Consider the following 24288-nt stretch of genomic DNA (forward strand, 5'->3'; position numbering starts at 1 on the left):
AGTGCTGCTACCCGACGGCCTCAGGCGTCGTGCCGGCGCAGGAAGTCACGCATCACCGCATCGAACTTGTCCGGCTCCTCGATGAACGGCATGTGAGCGCTGGACTCGAACAACTCGAACCGCGAGTTCGGTATCCGCTGGTGCATCTCCCACATATGTTCGGGCACACATTCGTCGTACTTGCCCGCGAGCACCAGTGTCGGCACGGCGATCTCGTGGAGCCGGTCGACCACATCCCAGTTCCGGATCGTCCCGACGATGTGAAAGTCGCTGGGGCCGAACATGGTTTCGAAGACTTCGGCGCCCATGTTGCGGAAGGCATCCTCGAGCTCGCGCGGCCAGGGGCGCACGCGGCACAGGTAGGTCTCGTTCCAGGTCCGGATGGCGGCCTGATACTCCGGCGCGTGCGTGCTGCCGGCGGCCTCGTGCCGGTCGATGGCGGCTTGGGTGGCCAGATCAAGCTCGGACTTCAAGCCCGCCACCATGTTCGCGAATTCCGGGATGGATGCGATGCTGTTGGAAATGGTCAGGCTGGCGGCGCCGGCGGGCGCCGTGTCGAGCATGTACTGCTGGGCCAACATCCCACCCCAGGAGTTGCCGAAGAGGTGGAAGCGATCCAATCCCAGGCCTCGCACCACGGCATCCACCTCGGCCACCGAGCGGTCCATCGTCCAAAGGTCGCGGTTGGGCGGGCACTTGGAGTTTCCGCAACCGAGCTGGTCCCAGAAGATCACCTCGCGCTCGGTAGCCAACCGCCCCAACGACCGCAAGTAGTTGTGCGGTAACCCCGGGCCGCCGTGAATGACGAGCAGGGGAAGCCCCGCGCCGCCACCGCTCCGCTTGAACCAGACCTGGCCGCCCGGGACCGCGACGATTCCCTCAGTCATTCACCCACCATCGCAAATCAGCGTGGTTTCCGCAGTTCTGCCGCCGCCTGCCATCAGCAGGCCGCCTCGTAGCCTGCTGTCGGAGCAGCGCCGGTGCTGGCAGGATTCCCGATGGAGCGGTGAGCGAACCGCCCGCTCCGACGGGCGCAACAATCCGTCGTGGCAGCCGACGCAACTGCGGCCTAACCTGGAGGTACGGCAATGACGAGTGTCGACAATCCGATTCCCGCGCAAGATCTTTCAGGAATCGTCGGACACCGCTTCATCTACACCTACGCCAACGGTTGGCAGTACGAAATGTACGTCAAGAACGCCACCACCATCGACTACCGTATTCACTCCGGACATGTCGGGGGACGTTGGGTCAAGGGCCAGGAGGTCAACCTCGTCCAACTCGACGATGACAGTTTCAAACTATCGTGGTGCGAACCCACGGGCACCTGCGTGGCCGTCAATGTCCTGCCCGCCAAACGCCGGGTCCACGGAGTCATCTTCTTTCCGCAATGGATCCGGATGCACGGTGAGCGCACGGTCTGCTTCCAGAACCAACACCTGGATGAGATGCGGGCCTACCGGGACCAAGGGCCGACCTACCCGATTTACGAAGTCCCGGAGTTCGCCTACATCACCCTGTTCGAATACGTCGGTGTCGACGACGAGAGCATCATCGACACCGGTCCCGAACACCTCCCTCCCGGGTGGTCGGACCGGACGAACTAGCGGCACTTCCACCTCTGGGTCACCGCCGACGCGCGCTTGTTGCGACTCATGCTCTCCCAATGAGAGAATATGATTCTCATGAATGCGTGGATGGCTCTCGGCGTTCCGCGCCCGCCGGTCGAACTGGAGAAGGCTCGTGTCTGAAGCTGTCATCGTGTCCGCCCTGCGCACCCCCATCGGCACCGCCCGCAAGGGGACACTGCGCGACACCAGCGCGTTCGATCTGGCGCAGCATGTCGTCAGCGAAGCGGCGAAGGACCTGGATCCGGCCCAGGTCGACGATGTGATCCTGGGTGAAGGCCTCTACGGGGGCGGTGTGATCGCCCGGCACGCGGCCATCATGGCCGGGCTGTCCCACGTCCCCGGTCTGGCCAACAACCGGCACTGCGCTGCAGGCCAGGCGGCTGTGCAGAGCGCGGCGGCCAGCGTGCGCGCCGGGATGGACGAGCTGATCATCGCCGGCGGCGTGAATGCGGCGTCGACGTCGCCGCGCTCCCGTATCCAGGTGGACGGCGAGTGGATCGACTGGTTCCCCCCGACCCACCCGGACCGGCCCGACGCGCCGAACATGGACATGTCGATCACGGTGGGCTGGAACGCCGCGGTCAAGGCCGGCGTGAGTCGCGAGGAGATGGACGCTTGGGCGCTGCGGTCACACCGCAACGCCGTCGCCGCGATCGACGAGGGCCGCTTCAAGGAGGAGATCGTCCCGATCGAGACGCCGCATGGCCTGTTCTCGGTCGACGAGCACCCGCGTCGCGACACCACCATGGAGAAGCTGGCCGCGCTCAAGCCGCTGCACCCCGAGATCGAGGGCTTTTCGATCACCGCCGGTAACGCGTGCGGTGCCAACGACGGTGCGGCCGCGTTGGTCATCGCCAGCGATCGGCTGGGGTCGCCTGCGCTGGCCACCATCCGGTCCTGGGCGTCCGTCGGCGTCGACCCGGCGATCACTGGCTTGGCCCCCGTCGAGGCCATCCCGAAAGCCCTTAAGCGGGCTGGTCTTTCGACATCCGACGTGGACCTGTTCGAGATCAACGAAGCCTTCGCGGCGATGTGCGTGGCCACCATCAAGATGCTCGAGCTCGACCCCGACAAGGTCAACGTCAGCGGTAGCGGCTGCTCGCTGGGGCATCCGGTCGCGGCAACCGGAGCCCGCATGTTGGTCACCCTGGTGCACGAATTACGCCGCCGCGGCGGTGGTATCGGCGTCGCGGCGATGTGCGCGGGCGGCGGAATGGGCTCGGCGACGATGATCGAGGTCGCGGCTCCATAATGCGTACATGATCATCGCTGATCTGATTGCCCGCGCGCGCAACGGATCTCCCCGGGCGGTCGGTCGGTTGCTCAGCCTTATCGAGGGCGAGCAGCGCGACCAGGTTTTGGCGGCTCTCGGACCCCCGCCGCAGGGAATGGGTCCGGTCGTCGGCATCACCGGACCGCCAGGCGCGGGGAAGTCGACGACGGTGGCCGCGCTCGTCAGCGCCTACCGTGAGCGCGGCTGCCGGGTTGCGGTGCTGGCGGTGGACCCGTCGTCCCCGTTCAGTGGCGGTGCGCTGCTTGGTGATCGAATCCGAATGGCCGCGCATATCAACGACTCCGGCGTGCTGATCCGTTCGGTAGCCACCCGTGGGCATCTGGGCGGCTTGGCGGCGGCGGTTCCGGCGGCCATCCGGCTGCTCGGCGCGATCGGTTACGACGTGGTCCTGCTGGAGACGGTCGGGGTGGGACAGTCCGAGATCGAGATCGCCGCCGTCGCCGACCCGACCGTCGTCATTCTCAACCCCGGCGCGGGGGACGCGGTTCAGGCGGCCAAGGCAGGTGTGCTGGAAGTCGCCGACATCGTGGCGGTCAATAAGGCGGACCGGGACGGTGCTGAACAGACCGTTCGGGATCTGCGGGCCGAAACCAGCGCCCCCATCGTTTCGCTGGTCGCCGCGCGGGGTGAGGGCATCGAAGACCTGATGGCCGCCATCGAGGACCATCGCCGCACCGACAGTCGTGCCCGCCGGCTGGCCCGCGCCCGAGCGCAGATTCTGTCGCTGGCGCAAACCCGGCTGCGGGCCCGTCCCGATCTCCACCGGCTGGCCGAGGCGGTCGTCGACGGTGACCAGGACCCCTACACGGCCGCCGATCAGCTGATCGCACCGCCGCCGCAGACGGACTGACCGACGCGGGCGTCCCCCGATTGGGGGACACCCGCATTCATCACCATTGCGGCCCGATCGGCGGAGGTGCCAGCCGGGTAATCGCCCTACTTTGAGCTTGTGTCCAACGCGCCGGCACCTCAGCCAACGAGTAGGAGATCCCGCACATGACTCACACACCCGAGACTTCGTCAGCGCTGGTCGGTGACGACCGGTTGGAGCTGTATCGCCGAATGTGGGTTTTGCGACTGCTCGACATGGCCTTGGAGGAGCTGCGCGTCGACGGTTTGATTGCTGATAGCGCGCGCGTGGAATTCGGGCAGGAGGCGGTGGCCACAGGCACGGTCGCGGCGCTGCGGCCGGGCGATCTGGTCAACGCCGCCACCCCGCAGTTCCGGCACGCTCAGCAGGTCGGGCTGGCCCTCCCGCTGGGCCCGGCCATCGCCGAAATGATCGGGCCCAGGCGCCGGGCCGGCGCCGGGGCCGCCGACTGGAAACGCTCACTGGCCAACGAGACGGCTCTGTGCCAATCGACCCTGTTTGCGCTGGGTGACGCCAACACCCAGCGACTGACCGGGGAGGGCAAAGTCAGTGTGTGTGCCATCGGTGGCCGCGACACGCACTCGGTCGAGTTCGCAACGGCCGCAAAGATCGCCGTGCAATGGCGGCTACCGGTGGTGTTCGTCGTGGAAAACATCCGCGGCGCATCCAACGCCCGCCGGCACGCATACCAAACCGACGCGATGCCCATGCTTCCGGTCGACGGCAGGGACGTTGTCGCGGTGGCCGACGCGGTCGCCGAGGCGGTGTACCTGGCGAGCGCCGGCGACGGCCCGGCCCTGGTGGAGGCGATCACCTACCACACGAATCACCCCGCTGCCGTTGACCCGTTGGTCTTCGCGCGCCGGCAACTGGTCGCCGCCGGCAGCGAGGGGGTCTACGAGGTGGAAAGCGGGGCACGCCATCTGGTGGCTGAGGCGGTGGCTTCGGCAAAAGCATTGGCGCGGGCGCAGGGGAATCCGGCCGTGCCAGACTCGAAGCCCTGGTCGGCCGCTAGCTGAGCAGGCCTTGTCGCATTGCCTCGGCGACGGCGGACGCGCGATCGCTGACGCCGAGTTTCTCGTAGAGGCGTTGCACATGGGTTTTGACCGTCGACGGGGCCACAAAGAGCTCACCCGCGATCGCAGGGATGCTTTGACCACGGGCGATCCTATTGAGCACCTCACGCTCGCGCGCGCTCAGCACCGGCGCCGACGGCTCCGCACGCTGCCGGATCTCGGCGGCAAGGCCACCGATGAGCGCGGGCGCCACCACGTCGCGGCCCTGCGCGCACTCGAGCACGGCCTTGACGATCTCGCTGCGCGTCGAATCCTTCAGCACGAACCCGGCCGCGCCCTGCTGCAGAGCCTGGTACACGATCGCCGACTCGTCGTGCGCCGAGATCAGCAACACCCGGGTGGCCAGCCCCTGCGTGCGCACCGCCGCCGCCACCTGGGCGCCGTCCATCCCGGGCATCCGGTAGTCGAGCAGTGCGACGTCCGGTACGTGCGACTTGATCAATTCCAGTGCCGCAGAGCCGTCTTCCGCCTCAGCGACGACGTCGACCGAACCGCTCGACGAAAGCGCGCGCACCACGCCCTCACGAAAAAGCGGGTGATCGTCACCGACAACCACCCGCACCAGTTCGGGGGTAGCCGCGCCGACCATGGCGACGAGTGTAGCGGCTTGCCCGACAGCGCCGTTCGCATTCACCGGGCGGCACGATGAAACATTTTCCAGTCTGCTTCGGGCTCGCAGACGCGGATGAGTACGGTTATCGCGTGTCGGTAGCCGGTGACGCAGAACTGGAACGGGTGCGCACGGTTCACCAGTTGCGCTCCTACCGCATCGGCTCGGTGCTGCGGATCGGTGTGGTCGGCCTCATGGCCGCGGCCATGATCATCGGCACCAGTCGGTCGGAGTGGCCGCAGGAAAGCGTGCTGATCCTGCTCTACGCACTGGTCGCCCTCTGCGCTTTCGGATTGGCTTTCGCGCCGTTCCGTCGATGGCTCGGGATGGGACGGCTGGTCGCGATCGGCCGGCTCGAGCCCTTCGCGTTCACCGTCATCGACATCATCGCGTTGACCGTCTTCCAGCTGTTGTCCACCAATGGGATATATCCGCTGCTGATCATGGCGATGTTGCCGGTGCTGTTGGGACTTGACGTCTCGTCGCGCCGGGCGGCGGTGGTGCTGATCTTCTCAATGCTCGGGTTCGCCATTGCCGTGCTGCAAGATCCGGTGATGTCGAGCGCGGTCCGGTTGCCAGAGGCGGGATTTCGGTTCCTGCTCTATGCATTTCTGTGTTGCGCGGCCTTCCTGGTGGTCCGCATCGAGGAGCGGCATACCCGTTCGGTGGCCGGACTGAGCGCCCTGCGAGAGGAACTGCTGGCCCAAACGATGAACGCCTCGGATGAGGCGGCGCGCCGGATCTCGGAATTCATTCACGACGGACCCCTGCAGGACATCCTGGCGGTGCGCCAAGAGCTCGTCGAATTGGATGCGGAGTTCGACGGTGACCAGCGCGTCGGCCGGGCGTTGGCCGGGCTGCAGCTGGCCTCGGAACGACTGCGGCAGGCCACTTTCGAGCTACATCCGGCGGTTCTCGAGCAGGTCGGGCTGGGCGCCGCGGTGCAGCAACTCGCGGAGTTCACCGCACGTCGTAGCGGCATCGACGTCACCACCGACATCGATTATTCGGCGCGCAGCGACATCGATCCCGTCGTGTTCGGCGTGGTGCGTGAGTTGTTGTCCAATGTCGTGCGGCATGCTGCGGCCCGGCATGCGACGGTCATGCTCGGGATCAGCGACCAGACCTGCGTCTTGCACGTGCTCGACGATGGCGTGGGCGTCAGCCAGGAGACGGTGGCGCGCCGCCTGGCGGAGGGACACATCGGCCTGGCGTCGCACCGCGCCCGCGTGGAGGCCGCCGGGGGAGCCTTGACGTTTCTCGACGCCGCGGTGGGCACCCATGTCTGCGTCGAAATGCCGTTGAAGAATTAGCGACCGACGCGTTGGAAGACTGCACGAGCCATGTGGAGTGCCGTCGGCCTGGTTTCCGTCATCGCGTCTGGCGCGTCCGATTCCGCCAGTACGTACCCGGCTACTGCAAATCGACGGACTTGCCGGTGGCGGCCGCGTAGCCCGCACGGTAGCCGAAAACCATTGCCGGGCCGAGGGTTCCGCCGGCGCCGCCGTAGGCGCGCCCGGTCACGCCGCCCATCGCATTGCCCGCCGCGAACAGACCCGGTATCGGCTCGCCGCCGACATGCAGAACGCGGGCATCGTGATCGGTGCGCGGTCCCCCTTTGGTGCCCATCGCACCGACGCTCACCGGCACCGCGTAGAACGGCGCGGTGTCGATCGGGCCCAGCGTCTTACCGGCCGGTGTGGTCGCACTGTCGTCACCCCAGTAACCGTCGTAGGCACTGGACCCCCGGCCGAAGTCGGGATCCGCGCCGGCGGCCACATGGCGGTTCCAATTTTCGACGGTGCGGGTCAGGCCGTCGGGGTCGATACCGGTCTTGGCGGCCAACTCGGTGAGGTCGGCCGACTCGCAGAACCAGTCCGGGACGGGTTGTCCCGGTTCGACACCAAGAAATCCATACCGCTGCAGGTGAATCGAATCGAACACCATCCATCCGCGATCGTTGACGTAGCCGCCGCGAGGATCCAGGTAATGGAAGGCGCCCGCCATCGAGTTGTAATCGCACGCCTCGTTGACGAAGCGCCGGCCGGCCGAGTTGACGATGATGCTGCGCGGCCGCGTTCTCTCCAGCCGCACGCTGCGGCTGCGCGGCCTGCCCTCGATGGTGTCGCCCGGGATCTGCACGATCGGCACCCACCACGCTTCACCCATGTTGGCCAGGTCGGCGCCGTGCTCCATCGCCATGCGCAGACCGTCACCGGTGTTGTTGGGCGGTGACACCGCCCCGTGCATGGGCCCGCGCAGAAAGGCTTGTGTCCGAGCCGAATCCCACTCGAAGCCGCCGGTTCCCAGGATGACCCCGTGCCGGGCACGAACACTGATCGTCCGGTCAACCAGGGCGAGGCGCACCCCGGTGACTTCTCCGTTTTCGGCGATGAGTCGCTCTGCCCGGGTGCCGGTATGCGGGGTGACGCCGGCATCCAGCAGGCCTTTGAGCAGCCCGGCGATCAGCGCGGTGCCCGCCACACACAGATGGCTGGTTCGTTCGTCGATCGCGGCGTGCAGGCGCGCCCTGGTCTCGGCATCAAAACCGACGTTGGACCAGTCGGCCGGGAAAGACGTGATCCGCGTAGCCCATTCGCCGAGTTGAGCAAGATCGAAAGGGGCCGCGCTCAGCGACCTGCCACCGGCCGGCCGCCCTCCCGGTAACTCGGGACGGTAGTCGGGAAAGCCGGTCGCGATCTCGAACTGAAGACCGCTGTGTGCCTCGATGAAGTCGAGCATCGTCGGGCCGGTGCGCACGAACGTCTCGACCAACTCGTCGTCCATCGAACCGAGCGACTGGGCCCGCAGGTACTGCAACGCGTCTGCGGTTGTCAATTCCCCTTCGGGAGAACGGTTATGGGCGGGGATCCACACGATGCCACCGGACACGGCGGTTGTCCCGCCGACGGTCGCGGCTTTTTCGTAGACCTCCACCGAGGCGCCCGTGACGGCCGCGGTCAGCGCGGCGGTGAGGCCGGCGCCGCCACTGCCGAGCACGACGACGTCGACTTCGTGGTCCCATGCCATGGACTGGTGTCCCTTCAGCTCAGTAGCTCCGACAACTGCTTGGCGGCCTTGATGACCGCATCTTTGCCGCGCATCACCATGTCTTCTCGGTGTGAGATGACGTTGATGCAGGTCGGCGGGGACGGCGCCGGGCGGTGAACCCCGACGGCCAGGCCGTAGGTATTCGGTTCGATCTCACCGTAGGTCGTCACCCAACCACGTTCGCGCGCACGCGAAACCAGCTCGCGTTCGCCCGGGCGCGGCGGCATGCACGCGAGCAAGGCGATCCCGGCCGCGCCGCGATCCAGCGGGTATCGGCTGCCTTCGTGGAACGACAGCTGGTAGGCGACATGGCTGGGCACGATCACCGCGATCGCCACCTGCTGGTCGCCTTCTGCGATGAGCAGGGACACGGTCGTGCCGAGCTCGTCGGCCAGCGCGCGCAGCGTCGGCAGGCTGACCTGGCGCACGTTGCGATCGAAGGAAGCGCCGAGCACGGCCAGGCCCGCTGCCGGCCGGTACCGGCCGTCCTCCCCCTTGGCCACCAGCCGGAATTCGGCCAACGTCGTCAGCAATCGATACGCGATGGTGCGGTGCACTCCCACCTGGTCGGCGAGCTGTTGCACCGTCAGCCCAGCGGGTGAGTCGGCCACCATCTGTAACGCGGTCAGGCCCCTGGCCAGCGTCTGTGAACCGGTACCGGACCCCGTCACAGCCTTGACAGACCTTGCCGCGAGAGCGAAGCTCTATATATAACGCACATGACTGTGCGATATTAGCACACAACATAGGTCGAAAACGAGAACGAGATTTTCCCGATTTGGAGGCCGGACAGCACCGTGGCGGAGTTCGAGAGCATCTGGAGCGATCTCCAGGGCGTCGCGTTTGAGCAGGGCTACCTGAACGCCGGAGGAATACGGACCCGGTACCTGCGCGCCGGTGATCCGGGCAAGCCGGTGCTGGTGCTGCTGCACGGATCCGGCGGCCACGCCGAGGCTTACGTGCGTAACCTCGGCGCGCACGCCGAGCATTTCTGGACCTGGTCGATCGACATGCTGGGCCACGGGTACACCGACAAGCCCGGTCATCCACTGGAAATCGCCCATTACGTCGAGCATCTGATGGCGGTGCTGCGCACCATCGGCGCGGACCGCGCCTACCTCAGCGGCGAATCGCTCGGCGGCTGGGTGGCCGCCCGCACCGCGATCGACCATCCCGATGTGGTTGAGCGGCTGGTGCTCAACACCGCCGGCGGTTCGCAGGCCGATCCCGTGGTGATGCAACGGATCATCACCTTGTCGATGGCGGCCGCCGAGGACCCGACCTGGGAAACGGTGCAAGCGCGCATCAAATGGCTGATGGCAGACAAGTCGAAGGGTTACGACGATCTGGTTGCCAGCCGCCAACGGGTATATCGCCAACCGGGATTCGTCTCCGCGATGAGCGACATCATGGCGTTGCAGGATCCGGAGATCCGCGCTCGCAACATCCTGGGCCCGGACGACTACGGGTCGATCATCGCCCCGACGCTGGTGCTGTGGACCAGTGACGACCCCACCGCCGACGTGACGGAGGGACGTCGCATGGCCTCGATGATTCCGGGCGCGCGCTTCGAGGTGATGCCCGGCTGCGGTCATTGGCCGCAATACGAAGACGCCAAGACCTTCAACCAGTTGCACCTCGACTTCCTGCTGGGCCGGTGATGGTCGCACCGGGGCAGCAGGTACCTGACATCGAGACCGACGTGCTCGTGGTGGGCGCGGGCCCGGTCGGCCTGACCCTGGCCAACATCCTTGGCCTGCAAGGCATCCGCACGGTGGTGGTCGACGAGCGGGACAACCTCATCGACTACCCCCGCGGCGTCGGCCTGGACGACGAAGCGCTGCGCACCTTCCAGTCGATCGGGCTTGCCGACCGCGTGCTACCGCACACCGTGCCCAACCAGATCCTGCGCTTCGTCGACGCCAAGCGCCGAGTGCTCGCCGAAATGGCCCCACCGGACGCGCGTTTCGGGTGGCCGAAACGAAACGGGTTTGTGCAACCACTCGTCGACGCCGAACTGCTGGCTGGGCTGGACCGATTCGAGCACGTCCAGGTGTGGTGGGGACGGCCGATGACGGCGTGCCGTGAAGGCGGCGACGGGGTGACCGTCGAACTCGGTGGGGTCGCCGACAACGACGGTGACGCCGCACGGGTGCGGGCACGCTATGTGGTCGGGTGCGACGGCGGCCGCAGCATGACCCGCCGGGTGATGGGCGTGTCGTTCGACGGGACGACGTCGTCGACCCGGTGGCTGGTGGTTGACATCGCCAACGACCCGCTCGGGCACCCGAACAGTGAGGTCGGCGCCGACCCCGAACGCCCGTACGCCTCGATCTCGATCGCTCACGGAATTCGCCGGTTCGAGTTCATGATTCACGCCGACGAGACCGATGAGCAGGCCGAAGATCCCGCCTTCCTGACCCAGATGCTGGCCCGCATGGTGCCCCACCCCGACCGGGTCGACGTGATCCGGCGCCGGGTGTATACCCATCATTCGCGGATCGCCGGCGCGTTCCGCCGCGGCCGGCTGCTGCTGGCCGGCGACGCCGCCCACCTGATGCCGGTGTGGCAGGGGCAGGGGTACAACAGCGGCATCCGTGACGCGGCGAACCTGGGCTGGAAGCTCGCCGCGGTGGTGAGCGGCCGGGCCGACGACAAGCTGCTGGACACCTATGACGTGGAGCGCCGCAAGCACGCCCGCGCGATGATCGACCTGTCCACCATGGTGGGCCGGGTGATCTCGCCGACCAATCGCCGGCTGGCGACCGCGCGGGATCTCCTGGTGCGCTCGGCGTCAATTGTGCCGTCGCTCAAGCGGTACGTGCTGGAAATGCGGTTCAAGCCGATGCCGCGCTACGAGCACGGCGCTGTCGTGCACGCCGCGCCGGGCCGCACCGATTCGCCGGTGGGAACGCTGTTCATCCAGCCACGTGTGGACACCCGAGACCAGCAGAACGTATTGCTCGACGACGTGCTCGGTACCTGGTTCGCCGTGCTCTGCTGGAACAACAACCCCCGCAAAATTCTCGGCGATGCAGCGTTCGCAAACTGGAAAGCATTGGGCGCCAAGTTTTTTGCGTTGCGCCCGGTAACTCAGCTGCACTGGACCGGACACGACGACCCTGATGTTGTGGTCGTCGGCGATCGGCACGGTGACCTCAAATCCTGGTTCGATACCCACTGCGACTCGGTGCTGTTCCTGCGCCCCGACCGGTGCATCGCGGGTGCCTGCATCGCTCAGCGCGCACCCGACCTGAGCGCCGCGCTCCTTGACGCACTCACGCTCACGCCGCAAGGGGGTGATCTGCAAAGTGGCACTGGCTCTGTGCTGTATGTCGCACAGCCCGCTCCTGAATCTTCCGGGGCCGTCGCGGGATCTGCTTGACGACATCGAAGGCGCGATCACCAAGGCGCGAGGTTTCGTCGAAGAGTACGACCCCGAACTGGTCGTCAGCTTTTCGCCGGATCACTACAACGGCTTCTTCTACAAGGTGATGCCGCCCTTCTGCATCGGCACCAGCGCCCGCGGAGTGGGCGACTACGGCACCCATGCCGGCCCGCTGAATGTGCCGGAAGCGCTTGCGACCGACTGCGCGAAGGCGGTCCTCGACGCGGGCGTAGACATCGCGATCTCGGCCAGCATGGACGTCGACCACGGCACGGTCCAGCCGCTGGAAAAGCTTTTCGGTGACGCCACCGCGCGCCAGGTGATACCGATCTTCGTCAACGCCATCGGCGTGCCATTGGGCCCGATGCATCGCTGCCGCGCGCTCGGCAGGGCCGTCGGCGGCTATCTGGCCACCCTGGACAAGCGGGTTCTGCTGCTGGGGTCCGGTGGGCTTTCGCACAGCCCGCCGGTACCTACCCTGGCGACCGCGGCTGCGCCGGTACTGGAGCGGATCGTGCATGGCCGGCCGATGACACCCGAGCAGCGGCAGGCCCGGCAGGACGCGGTCATCGACGCGGCCAAAAGCTTCGCCGCCGGCGACAGCGAGCTGCAGGCGCTGAACCCGACGTGGGATCACCGATTCCTGGAAATCATCGACGGAGGACGGCTGAGCGAATTGGACGGGTGGTCGAATTCGTTTGTCTCCCATGAGGGCGGCAGCTCCGCACACGAGATCCGCACCTGGGTAGCGGCATTCGCGGCACTGCAAGCGGTGGGGCCCTACAAAACCACCGGGCGATACTACCAGCCCGCACCGGAGCTGATCGCCGGTTTCGCCATCAGAACGGCGCTGCCGAAATGACGACGGCAGTGGATGGTTTCGATCACGTCGTCGACGTGCTCATCGTCGGGTCCGGTGGTGGCGGCATGACGGCCGCGCTGGGCGCGCAGGCCGCCGGTCTCGACGTGTTGGTGATCGAAAAGTCTTCCTACTTCGGGGGTTCCACCGCCTTGTCCGGTGGCGGCATCTGGGTGCCCGGGGCTCCCGCTCAGCGCCGGGAGGGCTATGTGCCCTCGCCCGACGCCGTCGTGGGCTACCTCAAACAGATCACCGAAGGACTGGTCAGCGAGGCGCGGCTACGGCAGTACGTCGAGAGCGCGCCGCAGATGCTCCAGTTCCTGGAGCAGCTGTCCGGATGGTTCGAATTCGTCTGGAAGCCCGGCTACGCCGACTACTACCCGGAGCTGCCCGGCGGTTCCGAGCTGGGCAGCACGATCAACGTGCCCGCCATCGACTTGCGCAAGTTGGGTCCCGACGAGCAGAAGCTGCTGGCGCCCCTGGCGCTGGCCCCAAAGGGAATCTGGTTGGGGCCCAAGGACCTGCGCACGTTCTACGGGATCAGGCAATCGTGGGCCGGCAAAGGCGTGCTGCTCAAGTTGGTCATGCGGATGGTCCGGGCGAGGGTGTTCGGCGAGCGGATGGCCGCGATCGGCCAGTCGCTGGCGGCCCGGCTCCGGTTGGCGCTTCGCGAGCGCGGCATCCCGCTCTGGCTGGACTCGCCGATGGTGCAGCTGCTGACCGACCCCGACGGGTCGGTCACCGGCGCGGTGGTGGAACGCGAGGGCAATGCGCAGACCATCGGCGCACGGCTGGGCGTCATCCTGGCATGCGGCGGATTCGACCACGACCTCGCCTGGCGGAAAGAACTTTTGCCCGAGGTGGACCAGGATTGGAGCTTCGGCAATCCCGCGGCCATGGGCGACGGCATCCGCGCCGGCCAAAAGGTCGGCGCCGCAACGGACCTGCTCGACGAGGCCTGGTGGTTCCCGGCGATCCAATGGCCGGACGGCCGCATGCAATTCATGCTGAATGAGCGGATGATGCCGGCGCAGTTCATCGTCAACGGTGCGGGCGAGCGGTTCATCAACGAGGCGGCCCCCTATATGGACTTCGGTCACGCGATGATCGAGGGCCAGAGGTCGGGCGTCACCCACATCCCTTGCTGGCTGATCACCGACCACCGATCGTTCAACCGCTACGTTGTCGCGGGACACCTGCCGATACCCAAGATCCCGGGAGCGCCGGTGCCCACCGGCCGCAAGATGCCACCGGCCTGGCTCGAATCGGGCGTGGTCAAGGCGGCCATGACGTGGGACGAGATGGCCGCCAAGATCGGCGTTCCCGCCGACCGGCTCGCCGAAACCGCCAGTCGCTTCAACGCACTCGCCCGCACGGGTCACGACGACGATTTCAACCGCGGCGACAGCGTGTACGACAACTACTACGGCGACCACACCCTGCCGAATCCGAACTTGTATCCGCTTGGTGATCCGCCGTACTACGCCTTCCGGATCGTGCTCGGGGACCTCGGGACCTCGGGCGGCCTGGTGACCGACGAACACGCCCGCGTGCTGCGGCCCGATGGCACCGTCGTGCCGGGACTGTACGCGGTGGGCAACACCTCCGCCCCGGTGATGGGCCGCAGCTACGCGGGTGCCGGTGCCACCATCGGCCCCGCCATGACCTTCGGCTATGTCGCGGCGAAACACCTTGCAGCCCAGGCAGCCAACCGAGCCATTAATACTCATAGGAGGTAACGATGAAAATCTCACTGTTCTACGAATTCGCTCTGCCGAGGCCCTGGGCGCCCGATGACGAACACGTCTTGCTGCAGGACTGTCTCAATGAGGTCGAGGCCGCCGACAAAGCGGGCTTTTCCACCGTGTGGCTGACCGAGCACCACTTCCTCGAGGAGTACTGCCACTCGACGGCACCGGAGATCTTCTTGGCGGCGGCCAGCCAGCGGACCAAGAACATTCGCTTGGGGTTCGGCATCATGCACCTGCCGCCGGTGGTCAATCACCCAGCCCGGGTGGCCGAGCGGATCGCCACCCTCGACCTGCTCTCCAACGGCCGTGTCGAATTCGGCACCGGGGAATCGTCGTCGGTCGGTGAACTCGGCGGCTTCAACATCGACCCCGCCGACAAGCGGGCGCAGTGGCAGGAATCCCTGGAGGTCTCGATCCGCTGCATGATCGAGGAGCCGTTCACCGGCTTCAACGGCGAACACGTCCAGATGCCGGCGCGCAATGTCGTCCCCAAGCCGCTGCAGAAGCCGCATCCGCCGGTCTGGGTCGCCTGCACCCGGCCGGCCAGCGTGCAGATGGCCGCCCAAAAGGCGATCGGCGCTTTGAGTTTCGCCTACACCGGGCCCGGGCCGCTGACCGAGCGGGTCAACGGCTACTACAAGGAGTTCGAGGAGAACGGCGTACCGGTCACTCCCCGGATCAACCCGAACATCCTGGCCATCGGTGGCGACCTGTCCATGATGGTGGCCAAGACCGACGAGCAGGCGTTGCAGCGGCTCGGACAGGGCGGTGGCTTCTTCTCGTTCGGAATCATGCACTACTACATGACAGGGGTGCACACGCCGGGGCGGACCGGGGTGTGGCAGCGGTATCTCGAAGAGGTGGAAAAGGATCCGACGTTGGCGTACGGGCCCGGCCGGGGCGCCATCGGCTCTCCAGCCACCGTGCGCGAGTTCCTGCGCGGCTACGAGGAAAGTGGCGTCGACGAGATCATCTTGCTGCTCAACCCGCGCAGCCACGAGGGCACCATGGAATCCATCGAACTGATGGGCAAAGAGGTGCTCCCCGAATTCATCGAGCGGGACGCAAAGGCCGTGGCGGAAAAGGCGAAGCGGCTGGAACCGGTCATCGAAAAGGTGGAGTCGCGGCGGCCGGAATCGACCGCACCGCAATTCGACGAGGATTACTCGTTCGGTGGACTCCCGACTGGTCGCGGCGGTAAATTCACCGCCAGCGAGATTCCCGAGGCCATGGCGGAGATCAATGAAGGCCGTGTGCAGGCGGCGCAGCGCGCAAAGGAACAGCAGAAGTAGTGCCGGACGGCATCTGAGTCGGGAGGATTTCGAGGCGAGCCTTGGGAGAGATCGACGAGCTGTTTCGCTATGACGGCCGCCGTGCCGTGGTGACCGGATGTGCTTCCGGCATCGGCGAACACGTGGTACGTCAGCTCACCGAGCTGGGCGCCGAAGTCATCGGGTTGGACAAACAGCGACCGGCCTTCGCGATCGACGAGTTCCATCAGGTCGACCTGGCCGATCAGACATCGATCGAATCGGCGGTCAACGCGGTGACCGGTCGGGTCGACGCGCTGTTCAACGTTGCGGGAGTGTCCTCCGGGGTCGGCGACCCGCAACTGGTCGTGACCATCAACTTCTTGGGAATGCGCCACGCCACTGAGGCGCTGATTGCGAAGATGGCCGCGGGGTCGTCCATCGTCAGCGTGTCCTCGCTCGCGGCGGCCGCGTATCGCGAGCATCTGCGGGAGGTGGCGCCGCTGCTGCATACCGCGACGATGCAAGAGGGTATCGACTGGTGCGCCGAACATCCCGAGGCGCTGGGCACCGGTTATCAGCTGTCCAAGGAAGCGATCATCCTCTACACCATGCGCAACGCCACACCGCTCGGTGCGCGGGGGATCCGCATCAACTGCACCGGTCCCGGGGTCACCGAGACGCCGATCCTGGACCAATTACGCACGGCCTACGGACAAGGGTTTTTGGACGACATTCCCAAGCCGCTGGGCCGCGTCTCCGGACCCGCCGAGCAAGCCTCCGTGCTGTTGTTCCTGAATAGCGATGCCGCCAGCTATATTTCGGGTCAGGTGTTGTGGGTCGACGGCGGAAACGTGGGCGCCGCGATCGCGCGCGAACTCGAGGAAGGGCGGGCTGCGTGGCCAGTGTGACCGACTTTCGCCGGGTCGCCCGCGAGGTCAGCAACTGGGGCCGGTGGGGTGACGACGACGAACTCGGCACGCTGAACTTCATCACCGAGGAGAAGATCGCCCAGGCCGCGAGCCTGGTCCGGCACGGCAAGGTCTTCCCGCTCGGCGTGGACTTCGGCTCGTCAGGACCGCAGGGCGCCTTCGGTTTTCGGCACAATCCGATTCACGTGATGACGGTCGACGGCGGCGACGCCAGCACGTTGGCTCAGTACGGGCCGGATTGGGACCGCAATCCGACCGCGGCGCAGATGGGACCGTACTTCGTCGACAACCTGTTCCGATTCAACGATGACATGATCATCATGCCGTTGCAGGCCGCCACCCAGTGGGATGCGCTGTCGCACGTCTATTACGACGACCAGCTCTACAACGGGATCCCGGCCGGCTCGGTAACCAGCCTGGGAGCCCGCCGCCTCGGCATCGAGAAGGTGGACGGAAAGGGCATCACCTCGCGGGGTGTGCTGCTGGATGTGGTCCGCCATCGCGGCGTCGATGTCTTTCTGGAGCACGGAAACCCGATCACCCCGGAAGAGTTGGACGATGTCGTCCGCGCACAGGGCGTGAGGGTCGGGCGCGGCGACATCCTGCTCATCAAAACCGGCTGGTGGACGCGGTATCTGCAGACCGGAAACAAGACCGAGAGGTATTCCGGCCTGGACTGGCGATGCGCGCAGTGGCTACACGATCACGAGATCGCCGCGGTCGCATCCGACAACCTCCAAGTCGAAGATCCGGTATCCGGGGTCGACGGCGTCTTCCTGCCGTTCCATCTGCTGACCCTGCGCGACATGGGGCTGATGCTCGGCGAATACTGGGACCTGACCGCTTTGGCGGCCGATTGCGCCGCCGACGGCGTGTACGAGTTTCAGCTCATCGCACCACCCCTGAGATTCGTTGGGGCGGTGGGTTCACCGGTGAATCCGATCGCGATCAAATGATGCTGCGCAAAACCATATCGGTTGACGGGCTGGCCACCAGTTATCTGGAAGCGGGCGAGGGTGAGCCGGTGGTGTTGCTGCACGGGGGTGAATTCGGCGCCGGCGCTGAGCTCGGCTGGGAACGCAACATCGATGCGCTCGCGGCGCGGTACCGGGTTCTGGCGCCGGACCAGTTGGGATTCGGGGAGTCCGCCAAGGTCATCGATTTCGTCGACGGCCGCGGCATGCGGATCCGGCATGTGGCGCGGTTTTGTGAGCTGCTCGGCGTGGACTCTGCGCACTTCGTGGGTAATTCGATGGGCGCCATCAACCTGCTCACCGACGCCACCTCGGGCACACCGGTGCTACCGGTGCGCAGCTTGGTGATCATCTGCGGCGGCGGAGAGATTCAGCAGAACGAGCATTTCGAGGCTCTGCAGAACTACGACGCGACGCTGCCCGCGATGCGCCGGATCGTCCACGCGCTGTTCTTCGACTCCGGCTATCCCGACGACAACGACTACGTGCGCCGTCGCTACGAGTCGAGCACCGCGCCGGGAGCCTGGGAAGCCATCGCGGCGGCCAGATTCCGCCGCCCCGGCGCCACGCCGTCCGCGACGCCCTCTACCACCCGAGCCTACGAACGCATCGGCGTGCCAACGCTTCTCGTCGAGGGGGCGGGCGATAAGCTCCTTCCGGCCGGCTGGGCCGCCGAGATCGCCAAGCAGATAGACGGGGCCCGTTCGGTCGTGGTCGACGAGGCCGGACACTGCCCCCAGATCGAGCAGTCCTCCGTGGTCAATGGATTACTGCTGGATTTCCTGGCGGCGCTCTGAACGTCAGAAGACGTAATCCAGGCGGGTCATCATTCCGGCGACCTGGTGATAGGTGTTGTGGCAGTGCATCATCCAGGTGCCCGGATTGTCCGCGACGAGGACGGCGGCCAGCTTCTGCTTGGGCAGCACCATGACGGTGTCCTTGCGCGCGCCTGGGCTGCCGTCGGCCCTGATCACCTGGAACGTGTGCCCGTGCAAGTGAATCGGGTGGTACATCATCGTGGTGTTGTCGAACGTGATGGTGGGCCGTTGTCCCTGCCGGACATGCAGCGGATTCGTCTTGTCGTAGGGCTCGCCGTTGATCGTCCAGTTGTACTGCATCATGTTGCCGCCGAGGACCACTGGCAGGTCGAGGCCGGGATCGGGACGTCCTAGGTTGACCGGTGTTGTGGCCGTGAACATCTCGACGGTGCCCACTAGCTTGGTCAGTTCGCCCGGCTGGAATTGCGGGTCCGGGGCGCTGCCCGAAGCCGTGGACAGCAGCGCGCGCGCCAGGCCGTTCTTGCCTTCGGCGACCGCGACGAGCGGGAAGACGCCGTCCGCGGCGGTCACCGCGACGTCGTAGCGTTCCGCCATGCCGATCAGCAGGGCGTCGACCTGGGCGGGGACCACCGGGTAGCCGTCGGTGTGGGTCACCGTCATCGTGTGACCGGCGAGTGCGACCCGGAAGGTGGTGTCGGAGGCGGTATTGATGAAGCGGATGCGGATGCGCTGGCCGGGCTTGGCATCAAAGGTGGTGGGCGAACCGGGGATTCGCCCGTTGATCAGGTAGTACGGGTAGGCGATATCCCCGGCGTCACCACCGAGCAGGTCGCTGGTGCCGACGCCGGTCGCCGGAGATGGCGCTGCCGCGCTCGTCGAGGTTGTCGGGGTGGTCGACGTCGTCTCGCTTGTCTCGCTCGTCTCGCTCGTCGTGGTGGGCGATGTCTCGGTCGTCGTCGAGGTGGTCGTTTCGGGTGTGTTCTGCGGGGGCTTGTTGGGGTTACTCAGTTCGCTGTAGAGCTGCTGAGGACTCTTTCCGACGCCGTCCGTCCAATCATCCAGGACGACGATCCATTCAGCGTCGTAGTTGCCCTCGGTCGGGTCGTCGACGATGACGGGAAGGTACAGACCGGTGTCCTCGTCCACGCCGGTGTGCGGGTGGGCCCAGTACGTGCCCGAATTGGGTACGGAGAATCGGTAGGTGAAGTCATGGCCGGCCGCGATGTCGGGTGTGGCCGGCTCGGCGCCGTCCATGTCGTTGCGCAAGGCGATGCCGTGCCAATGCACCGACGTCGGATGGTCGAGCCGGTTCGACACGGTCACCACGACCTCGTCGCCGATGTTGGCACGGATCACCGGGCCCGGGATGCTGTTGCCGAAGGCCAGCGTGCGGACGACCGGCCCGCCCAGGTCGACCTGAACCAGCTGGGGTGTGAGTTCGGCGGTGACGGTGCGGCCGCTATGCGGCCGGGCGGCCTCGGCTTCGGCGATGGCAGCGGTCATCCGGGCATTGCCGGTCGACTCCGGTTTGGATTGGCCGCACGCCGTCAGCGCCAATCCGCCGACGATGCCCGCGGTGATGAAACCGCGCCTGCTGAGCCGTGTTCGGTCGAAGGGGACACCGCTGGTGGGTTGCACGGTCAATCGGTGCTCCTCGTCCTTGGCTCGCCCCAACGTTCTCGTGCTTGGATGCTAGGCGGAGCGCAACCGCGAGCGCTAGACCCGCCGATGATTGCGCGAAGGCGTACTGCCGAGCGCGGTGATCATACGCAATCACTTCAATGTGATTCCGCGTAAACGCATCTGGGGCCCGTGGGCGATACTCGATGTCGCCACTCGCCCACTTCTGGCCCTACTGGGCGACGCTCGCCGCCTGCGCGGCCATCCAATCGCCGAATGTGGTGGGGTAGACGGCCACGTCTTCGTCCTCGGTGGGAACGATGCTGCGGTCGTCGAGAACCGCACCGTAATAGCGGGCAGCGTCATCGGTGATCACAGTGCGCGCATCACCCGTGGCCGCAAACCGCGTGCGGATGAAGTCGTCCATCCCACGCTTTTCGGGACCGGCGATGTTGATCACCGCGTTGACCGGTGCACCCGTGGCCGCGCGGGTGACGGCCAGGGCCACATCCGCGGCGGCAATCGGCTGGAACGCCCCGTGCGGGGCGCGGACGGTGTCACCATCGGCGAACGAATCAGCAATGCCGTCAACGAATTCGAAGAACTGCGTCGCGCGCACGATCGAATACGGCTGTCCCGATTCCACGATCGCTTTTCCTGCGCGACCTTGGCTCGCATGTAGCCACTTTCGGCCGCCCGGTCGGCTCCCACGATCGACACCGCGACGTGATGCTGCACGCCCGCGGACCGCTCCGCGTCGAGCAGGTTTCGGGTGGAGGTGGTGAAGAAGTTCAGCACGTCGTCGTCGGCCCAGGACGGCGAGTTGGACACGTCCACCACGGTGTGGACTCCAGCGACGGCCTCGGCAACGCCTTCCCCGGTCACGGAGTTGACACCGGTGCGCGGGGAGGCCGGGACCGCTTCGTGTCCCAACTCGGTGAGCCTGGCGACGACCTGTGATCCGATCAGCCCGCTGCCGCCGATTACCAACACCTTCATGATGGCGCCTTTCAGTTCCCCGAATGAGCCTGGCCATCTCAGCATGGCCCAGCCGCCGACGCGCCGGAAGCCCGGACGGCCCGCTGTCATACCGATTCACCGGACTACGCCTGTCGCAGGCGTTAAAGCAGTTGCTTGACTTAATGTGGCATGCGCCGATTAACTCGTCGTGTGGTTAACGAATTGGACGGCAAGGTCGCCGTGGTCACCGGCGCGGCTTCCGGCATCGGCCGGGGTCTCGCGGAGCGGTTTGTGGCCGAGGGCGCGCAGGTCGTCATCGCCGACGTCGACACCGACCGCGGGGAGGCGCTGGTGACGTCGCTCGGTGCCAACGCCGTCTTCCGGCGGACCGACGTCTCCGATCCCGAACAGGTGGGAGCACTGGTGTCCGGCGCCGTCGAGAAGTTCGGCGGCCTGCACGTCATGGTGAACAACGCCGGGATCTCCAGCCCGCTGCGCAAGCTGCTCGACGACGACCTCGCCGATTTTCACCGCGTGATGGGGGTCAACGTGCTGGGTGTGATGGCGGGTACCCGAGATGCCGCGCGGCACATGGCCGAACACGGGGGCGGCTCGATCATCAACATCACCTCGATCGGCGGCATCCAGGCCGGCGGCGGCGTGATGATCTATCGCGCCTCGAAAGCGGCCGTCATCCAATTCACCAAGGCCGCGGCAATCGAGTTGGCGCACCACGAGATTCGGGTCAACGCCATTGCGCCCGGCAATATACCGACGCCGATCCTGGGGAAGTCGGGGACGGGCATGGACCCCGAACAGCTGAAGCGGTTCGAAGCGCGTATCCGCGAGACGATGCGGGAGGATCGGCCGCTGAAGCGCGAGGGCACCCCCGATGACGTCGCCGAAGCCGCGCTCTATTTCGCCACCGACCGCTCGCGTTATGTCACCGGGACGGTGCTGCCGGTCGACGGCGGCACGGTGGCGGGCAAGCCGATGCGATCCGGAAAACACAACTGATATCGCCGAACGGCCGCCGGCGGCGAACGCCGGCACTCCATATTTAAATCAATCACTTGACTTAAACCGGGGCAGGGGGTTGACTGATCCAATGACCACCGCCGGCCGGACCGTTCGCACCGAGCGGGCCAGTTCCACCCAAGAGGCGATCCTGGTGGCGGCCGAGCGCCTGTACGCCGAACACGGCATGTTCGCGGTGTCCAACCGGCAGGTCAGCGAGGCCGCCGGCCAGGGCAACAACGCGGCCGTCGGTTACCACTTCGGCACCAAGGCCGACCTGGTGCGGGCGATCGAGCAGAAGCACCGCGGTCCCGTCGAGCAGCTACGCGAACAGATGGTGACCGAGTTGCTCGACACGGGTGGTTCCAGCGAAATGCGCAACTGGGTGGCCTGTTTGGTGCGCCCGCTCACCGATCACCTGGAGGAGCTCGGAAACCCGACCTGGTACGCGCGTTTCGCGGCCCAGGCGATGACCGACCCCGCCTACTACAACATCATCGTCAGGGGCGCACTCAGCTCCCGGTCGCTGGTCCAGGTCGTCGAGGGCATCAACCGCTGCCTGCCCGAGCTGCCGCCCGAAGTGCACTTCGAACGCAACATCATGGCCCGAAACCTGTTGATGCACACCTGCGCTGATCGTGAACGCGCGCTTGCCGCAGGCGCGGTGACGTCTCATCGTTCCTGGCGGGCCGCGGCATCCGGGCTCATCGATGCGATCGTGGGCCTGTGGCTGGCGCCCGTGACGGCGTACGAGTGAAGGGTTCGCAGATGAAAGTGACTGTCGACCAGAATCTTTGCGCCTCTTCGGGAAACTGCGTGATGAATGCGCCCGAAGTGTTCGACCAGCGCGACGACGACGGCGTCGTCGTCCTCCTCAACCCCAACCCATCGCCCGAGCAGGCCGATGGCGCTCGGCGGGCGGCGGCGGCCTGCCCGGCCCTCGCCATCCACATCGAGGAATGACAACATGTCAGACACACTGACGGGCACCGCACCGGCGCAGACCTCCGATATCCCGGACTATCCGATGGCCAGGGAACCGCGCTGCCCGTTCGCCCCACCACCGGACGTCATGGCACTGGCCGAAGCCAGGCCGCTGTCTCGGGTCCGGATCTGGGACGGCAGCACACCGTGGCTCATCACCGGCTACGAGCAAGTGCGCGAGCTCTTTTCGGACTCACGGGTCAGCGTCGACGACCGGCAGCCCGGATTCCCGCACTGGAACGAAGGCATGCTGTCCACGGTGCACAAGCGCCCGCGGTCGGTCTTCACCGCCGACGGTGAGGAGCACACCCGATTCCGGCGCATGTTGTCGAAACCCTTCACGTTCAAGCGCGTCGAAAATCTGCGCCCGACCATCCAGCGGATCACCGACGAACACATCGACGCGATACTCGCCGGACCGCAGCCCGCCGACCTCGTCACCGCGCTGGCATTGCCGGTGCCCTCGCTGGTGATCAGCCAGCTGCTCGGCGTTCCCTACGAAGACGCCGACATGTTCCAGCACCACGCCAACGTCGGCCTCGCGCGATACGCCACCGGTGCAGACACCGTCAAAGGCGCGATGAGCCTGAACAAATACCTCGCCCAGCTGGTCGAAGCCAAGATGGAGAATCCGGCCGAGGACGCGGTTTCCGACCTCGCCGAACGGGTCAAGGCCGGCGAGCTCAGCGTGAAAGAGGCCGCCCAGCTGGGCACCGGCCTGCTGATCGCCGGGCACGAGACCACCTCCAACATGATCGGGCTCGGCGTGCTCGCCCTGCTGGAACACCCCGACCAGCTGGCCGTCATCCGCGATGCCGAAGATCCAAAAGTCATCGCCAGCGCGGTGGAGGAGCTGTTGCGCTATCTCAGCATCATTCAAAACGGCCAGCGCCGCGTCGCGCTCGAAGACATTCACATCGCCGGTGAGACGATCCGTGCCGGGGAGGGCATCATCATCGATCTGGCCCCGGCCAACTGGGATTCGGACGCGTTCGCCGAACCGGACCGGCTGTACCTGCATCGCTCGGGCGCCGACCGCAACGTCGCCTTCGGCTACGGGCGTCATCAGTGCGTAGGACAGCAGCTCGCCCGCGCCGAGCTGCAGATCGTCTTCCACACCCTGGCCCGGCGCATTCCCACGCTAGCGCTTGCCATTCCGATCGAGGAGGTTCCGTTCAAGGACGACCGACTCGCCTACGGCGTCTACGAGCTGCCGGTGACCTGGTAGCCCAGCTCGCTAG

22 protein-coding genes and 1 pseudogene are annotated in these 24288 nt (G+C 66.3%); 17 read left to right on the forward strand and 6 right to left on the reverse strand.

Annotation, left to right across the window (positions count from 1 at the left end):
* Positions 1 to 20 precede the first annotated feature (20 nt).
* Entirely contained in the window at positions 21 to 887 is an 867-nt protein-coding gene (locus ACIUM1_RS18665; protein ID WP_406814094.1) for a proline iminopeptidase-family hydrolase, read from the reverse strand.
* Positions 888 to 1088: 201 nt separating this feature from the next.
* Between ACIUM1_RS18665 and ACIUM1_RS18670 the strand changes: the two genes are divergently transcribed.
* The 4 genes from ACIUM1_RS18670 to ACIUM1_RS18685 all read left to right on the forward strand — a co-directional run bounded on the left by ACIUM1_RS18670 (position 1089) and on the right by ACIUM1_RS18685 (position 4815).
* Positions 1089 to 1607, forward strand: coding sequence for a phenolic acid decarboxylase (locus tag ACIUM1_RS18670; RefSeq protein ID WP_406814095.1), 519 nt, complete (start codon positions 1089 to 1091; stop codon positions 1605 to 1607).
* A 136-nt stretch (positions 1608 to 1743) separates the two neighbouring features.
* Positions 1744 to 2883 carry a thiolase family protein gene (locus ACIUM1_RS18675; protein WP_406814096.1) on the forward strand — a complete coding sequence of 380 codons (1140 nt, stop codon included), beginning with the start codon at positions 1744 to 1746 and terminating at the stop codon, positions 2881 to 2883.
* 7 nt (positions 2884 to 2890) lie between these two features.
* Complete coding sequence (meaB, locus tag ACIUM1_RS18680) at positions 2891 to 3775, forward strand: methylmalonyl Co-A mutase-associated GTPase MeaB (protein WP_406814097.1); 885 nt, start codon at positions 2891 to 2893, stop codon at positions 3773 to 3775.
* Positions 3776 to 3921: 146 nt separating this feature from the next.
* A complete protein-coding gene (locus ACIUM1_RS18685) occupies positions 3922 to 4815 on the forward strand; it encodes a thiamine pyrophosphate-dependent enzyme (protein WP_406814098.1) in 894 nt (297 codons plus the stop codon).
* Here the strand turns inward: ACIUM1_RS18685 and ACIUM1_RS18690 are convergent.
* Positions 4808 to 5461 (reverse strand): response regulator, encoded by a 654-nt coding sequence (locus tag ACIUM1_RS18690; protein ID WP_406814099.1) that lies wholly within the window; start codon positions 5459 to 5461, stop codon positions 4808 to 4810. The genes ACIUM1_RS18685 and ACIUM1_RS18690 overlap by 8 nt on opposite strands.
* A 113-nt stretch (positions 5462 to 5574) precedes the next feature.
* On the opposite strand from ACIUM1_RS18690, the gene ACIUM1_RS18695 reads away from it, so the two are divergent.
* Positions 5575 to 6795, forward strand: a complete 1221-nt coding sequence (locus tag ACIUM1_RS18695) for an ATP-binding protein (protein WP_406814100.1) — start codon at positions 5575 to 5577, stop codon at positions 6793 to 6795.
* 100 nt (positions 6796 to 6895) lie between these two features.
* Here ACIUM1_RS18695 and ACIUM1_RS18700 read toward each other — a convergent pair whose 3' ends face one another.
* Positions 6896 to 8512 carry an FAD-dependent oxidoreductase gene (locus tag ACIUM1_RS18700; RefSeq protein WP_406814101.1) on the reverse strand — a complete coding sequence of 539 codons (1617 nt, stop codon included), beginning with the start codon at positions 8510 to 8512 and terminating at the stop codon, positions 6896 to 6898.
* A gap of 14 nt (positions 8513 to 8526) precedes the next feature.
* Positions 8527 to 9204 (reverse strand): IclR family transcriptional regulator, encoded by a 678-nt coding sequence (locus ACIUM1_RS18705; protein WP_406814102.1) that lies wholly within the window; start codon positions 9202 to 9204, stop codon positions 8527 to 8529.
* Between the two features lie 126 nt (positions 9205 to 9330).
* Between ACIUM1_RS18705 and ACIUM1_RS18710 the strand changes: the two genes are divergently transcribed.
* The 8 genes from ACIUM1_RS18710 to ACIUM1_RS18745 are packed head-to-tail and all read left to right on the forward strand — an operon-like array spanning position 9331 to position 18484.
* Positions 9331 to 10194 (forward strand): alpha/beta fold hydrolase, encoded by an 864-nt coding sequence (locus tag ACIUM1_RS18710; RefSeq protein ID WP_406814103.1) that lies wholly within the window; start codon positions 9331 to 9333, stop codon positions 10192 to 10194.
* Positions 10194 to 11918: a bifunctional 3-(3-hydroxy-phenyl)propionate/3-hydroxycinnamic acid hydroxylase gene (locus ACIUM1_RS18715; RefSeq protein ID WP_406814104.1), complete on the forward strand. Its 1725-nt coding sequence runs from the start codon at positions 10194 to 10196 to the stop codon at positions 11916 to 11918. Before ACIUM1_RS18710 ends, ACIUM1_RS18715 begins: the two co-directional genes overlap by 1 nt.
* On the forward strand, positions 11866 to 12783 hold the full coding sequence (locus ACIUM1_RS18720; RefSeq protein WP_406814105.1) for a 3-carboxyethylcatechol 2,3-dioxygenase: 918 nt from the start codon (positions 11866 to 11868) through the stop codon (positions 12781 to 12783). The genes ACIUM1_RS18715 and ACIUM1_RS18720 overlap by 53 nt, the downstream gene beginning before the upstream one ends.
* 8 nt (positions 12784 to 12791) lie before the next feature.
* Complete coding sequence (locus ACIUM1_RS18725) at positions 12792 to 14519, forward strand: FAD-binding protein (protein ID WP_406817742.1); 1728 nt, start codon at positions 12792 to 12794, stop codon at positions 14517 to 14519.
* Positions 14520 to 14521: 2 nt separating this feature from the next.
* Positions 14522 to 15823 carry an LLM class flavin-dependent oxidoreductase gene (locus ACIUM1_RS18730; RefSeq protein ID WP_406814106.1) on the forward strand — a complete coding sequence of 434 codons (1302 nt, stop codon included), beginning with the start codon at positions 14522 to 14524 and terminating at the stop codon, positions 15821 to 15823.
* A gap of 41 nt (positions 15824 to 15864) precedes the next feature.
* Positions 15865 to 16692: a coniferyl-alcohol dehydrogenase gene (locus ACIUM1_RS18735; protein ID WP_406814107.1), complete on the forward strand. Its 828-nt coding sequence runs from the start codon at positions 15865 to 15867 to the stop codon at positions 16690 to 16692.
* Complete coding sequence (locus ACIUM1_RS18740; protein WP_406814108.1) at positions 16680 to 17669, forward strand: cyclase family protein; 990 nt, start codon at positions 16680 to 16682, stop codon at positions 17667 to 17669. The genes ACIUM1_RS18735 and ACIUM1_RS18740 overlap by 13 nt, the downstream gene beginning before the upstream one ends.
* A complete protein-coding gene (locus ACIUM1_RS18745) occupies positions 17666 to 18484 on the forward strand; it encodes an alpha/beta fold hydrolase (protein ID WP_406814109.1) in 819 nt (272 codons plus the stop codon). Before ACIUM1_RS18740 ends, ACIUM1_RS18745 begins: the two co-directional genes overlap by 4 nt.
* 3 nt (positions 18485 to 18487) lie before the next feature.
* Here ACIUM1_RS18745 and ACIUM1_RS18750 read toward each other — a convergent pair whose 3' ends face one another.
* Both ACIUM1_RS18750 and ACIUM1_RS18755 read right to left on the reverse strand, forming a co-directional pair.
* Positions 18488 to 20110 (reverse strand): multicopper oxidase family protein, encoded by a 1623-nt coding sequence (locus ACIUM1_RS18750; RefSeq protein WP_406814110.1) that lies wholly within the window; start codon positions 20108 to 20110, stop codon positions 18488 to 18490.
* 208 nt (positions 20111 to 20318) lie between these two features.
* Positions 20319 to 21085, reverse strand: a pseudogene (locus ACIUM1_RS18755) (SDR family oxidoreductase).
* Positions 21086 to 21256: 171 nt separating this feature from the next.
* On the opposite strand from ACIUM1_RS18755, the gene ACIUM1_RS18760 reads away from it, so the two are divergent.
* The 4 genes from ACIUM1_RS18760 (at position 21257) to ACIUM1_RS18775 (ending at position 24275) form a co-directional block, all read left to right on the forward strand.
* On the forward strand, positions 21257 to 22063 hold the full coding sequence (locus ACIUM1_RS18760) for an SDR family NAD(P)-dependent oxidoreductase (protein ID WP_406814111.1): 807 nt from the start codon (positions 21257 to 21259) through the stop codon (positions 22061 to 22063).
* Positions 22064 to 22154: 91 nt separating this feature from the next.
* Positions 22155 to 22820, forward strand: a complete 666-nt coding sequence (locus ACIUM1_RS18765; RefSeq protein ID WP_406814112.1) for a TetR/AcrR family transcriptional regulator — start codon at positions 22155 to 22157, stop codon at positions 22818 to 22820.
* Between the two features lie 11 nt (positions 22821 to 22831).
* Positions 22832 to 23026, forward strand: a complete 195-nt coding sequence (locus ACIUM1_RS18770; RefSeq protein WP_406814113.1) for a ferredoxin — start codon at positions 22832 to 22834, stop codon at positions 23024 to 23026.
* Between the two features lie 4 nt (positions 23027 to 23030).
* Positions 23031 to 24275 carry a cytochrome P450 gene (locus ACIUM1_RS18775; protein ID WP_406814114.1) on the forward strand — a complete coding sequence of 415 codons (1245 nt, stop codon included), beginning with the start codon at positions 23031 to 23033 and terminating at the stop codon, positions 24273 to 24275.
* Positions 24276 to 24288: the final 13 nt, after the last annotated feature.

It is taken from the genome of Mycobacterium sp. M23085 (genome assembly GCF_045343915.1).
Classification (GTDB): Bacteria; Actinomycetota; Actinomycetes; order Mycobacteriales; family Mycobacteriaceae; genus Mycobacterium.

Excerpts from the sequence above, each read along its gene's own strand:
- meaB (WP_406814097.1), top strand. The coding sequence starts at position 2,891 with ATGATCATCGCTGATCTGATTGCCCGCGCGCGCAACGGATCTCCCCGG.
- ACIUM1_RS18685 (WP_406814098.1), top strand. The coding sequence starts at position 3,922 with ATGACTCACACACCCGAGACTTCGTCAGCGCTGGTCGGTGACGACCGG.
- ACIUM1_RS18700 (WP_406814101.1), bottom strand. The coding sequence starts at position 8,512 with ATGGCATGGGACCACGAAGTCGACGTCGTCGTGCTCGGCAGTGGCGGC.
- ACIUM1_RS18770 (WP_406814113.1), top strand. The coding sequence starts at position 22,832 with ATGAAAGTGACTGTCGACCAGAATCTTTGCGCCTCTTCGGGAAACTGC.
- ACIUM1_RS18665 (WP_406814094.1), bottom strand. The coding sequence starts at position 887 with ATGACTGAGGGAATCGTCGCGGTCCCGGGCGGCCAGGTCTGGTTCAAG.
- ACIUM1_RS18765 (WP_406814112.1), top strand. The coding sequence starts at position 22,155 with ATGACCACCGCCGGCCGGACCGTTCGCACCGAGCGGGCCAGTTCCACC.
- ACIUM1_RS18775 (WP_406814114.1), top strand. The coding sequence starts at position 23,031 with ATGTCAGACACACTGACGGGCACCGCACCGGCGCAGACCTCCGATATC.
- ACIUM1_RS18670 (WP_406814095.1), top strand. The coding sequence starts at position 1,089 with ATGACGAGTGTCGACAATCCGATTCCCGCGCAAGATCTTTCAGGAATC.
- ACIUM1_RS18690 (WP_406814099.1), bottom strand. The coding sequence starts at position 5,461 with ATGGTCGGCGCGGCTACCCCCGAACTGGTGCGGGTGGTTGTCGGTGAC.
- ACIUM1_RS18730 (WP_406814106.1), top strand. The coding sequence starts at position 14,522 with ATGAAAATCTCACTGTTCTACGAATTCGCTCTGCCGAGGCCCTGGGCG.
- ACIUM1_RS18745 (WP_406814109.1), top strand. The coding sequence starts at position 17,666 with ATGATGCTGCGCAAAACCATATCGGTTGACGGGCTGGCCACCAGTTAT.
- ACIUM1_RS18720 (WP_406814105.1), top strand. The coding sequence starts at position 11,866 with ATGTCGCACAGCCCGCTCCTGAATCTTCCGGGGCCGTCGCGGGATCTG.
- ACIUM1_RS18715 (WP_406814104.1), top strand. The coding sequence starts at position 10,194 with ATGGTCGCACCGGGGCAGCAGGTACCTGACATCGAGACCGACGTGCTC.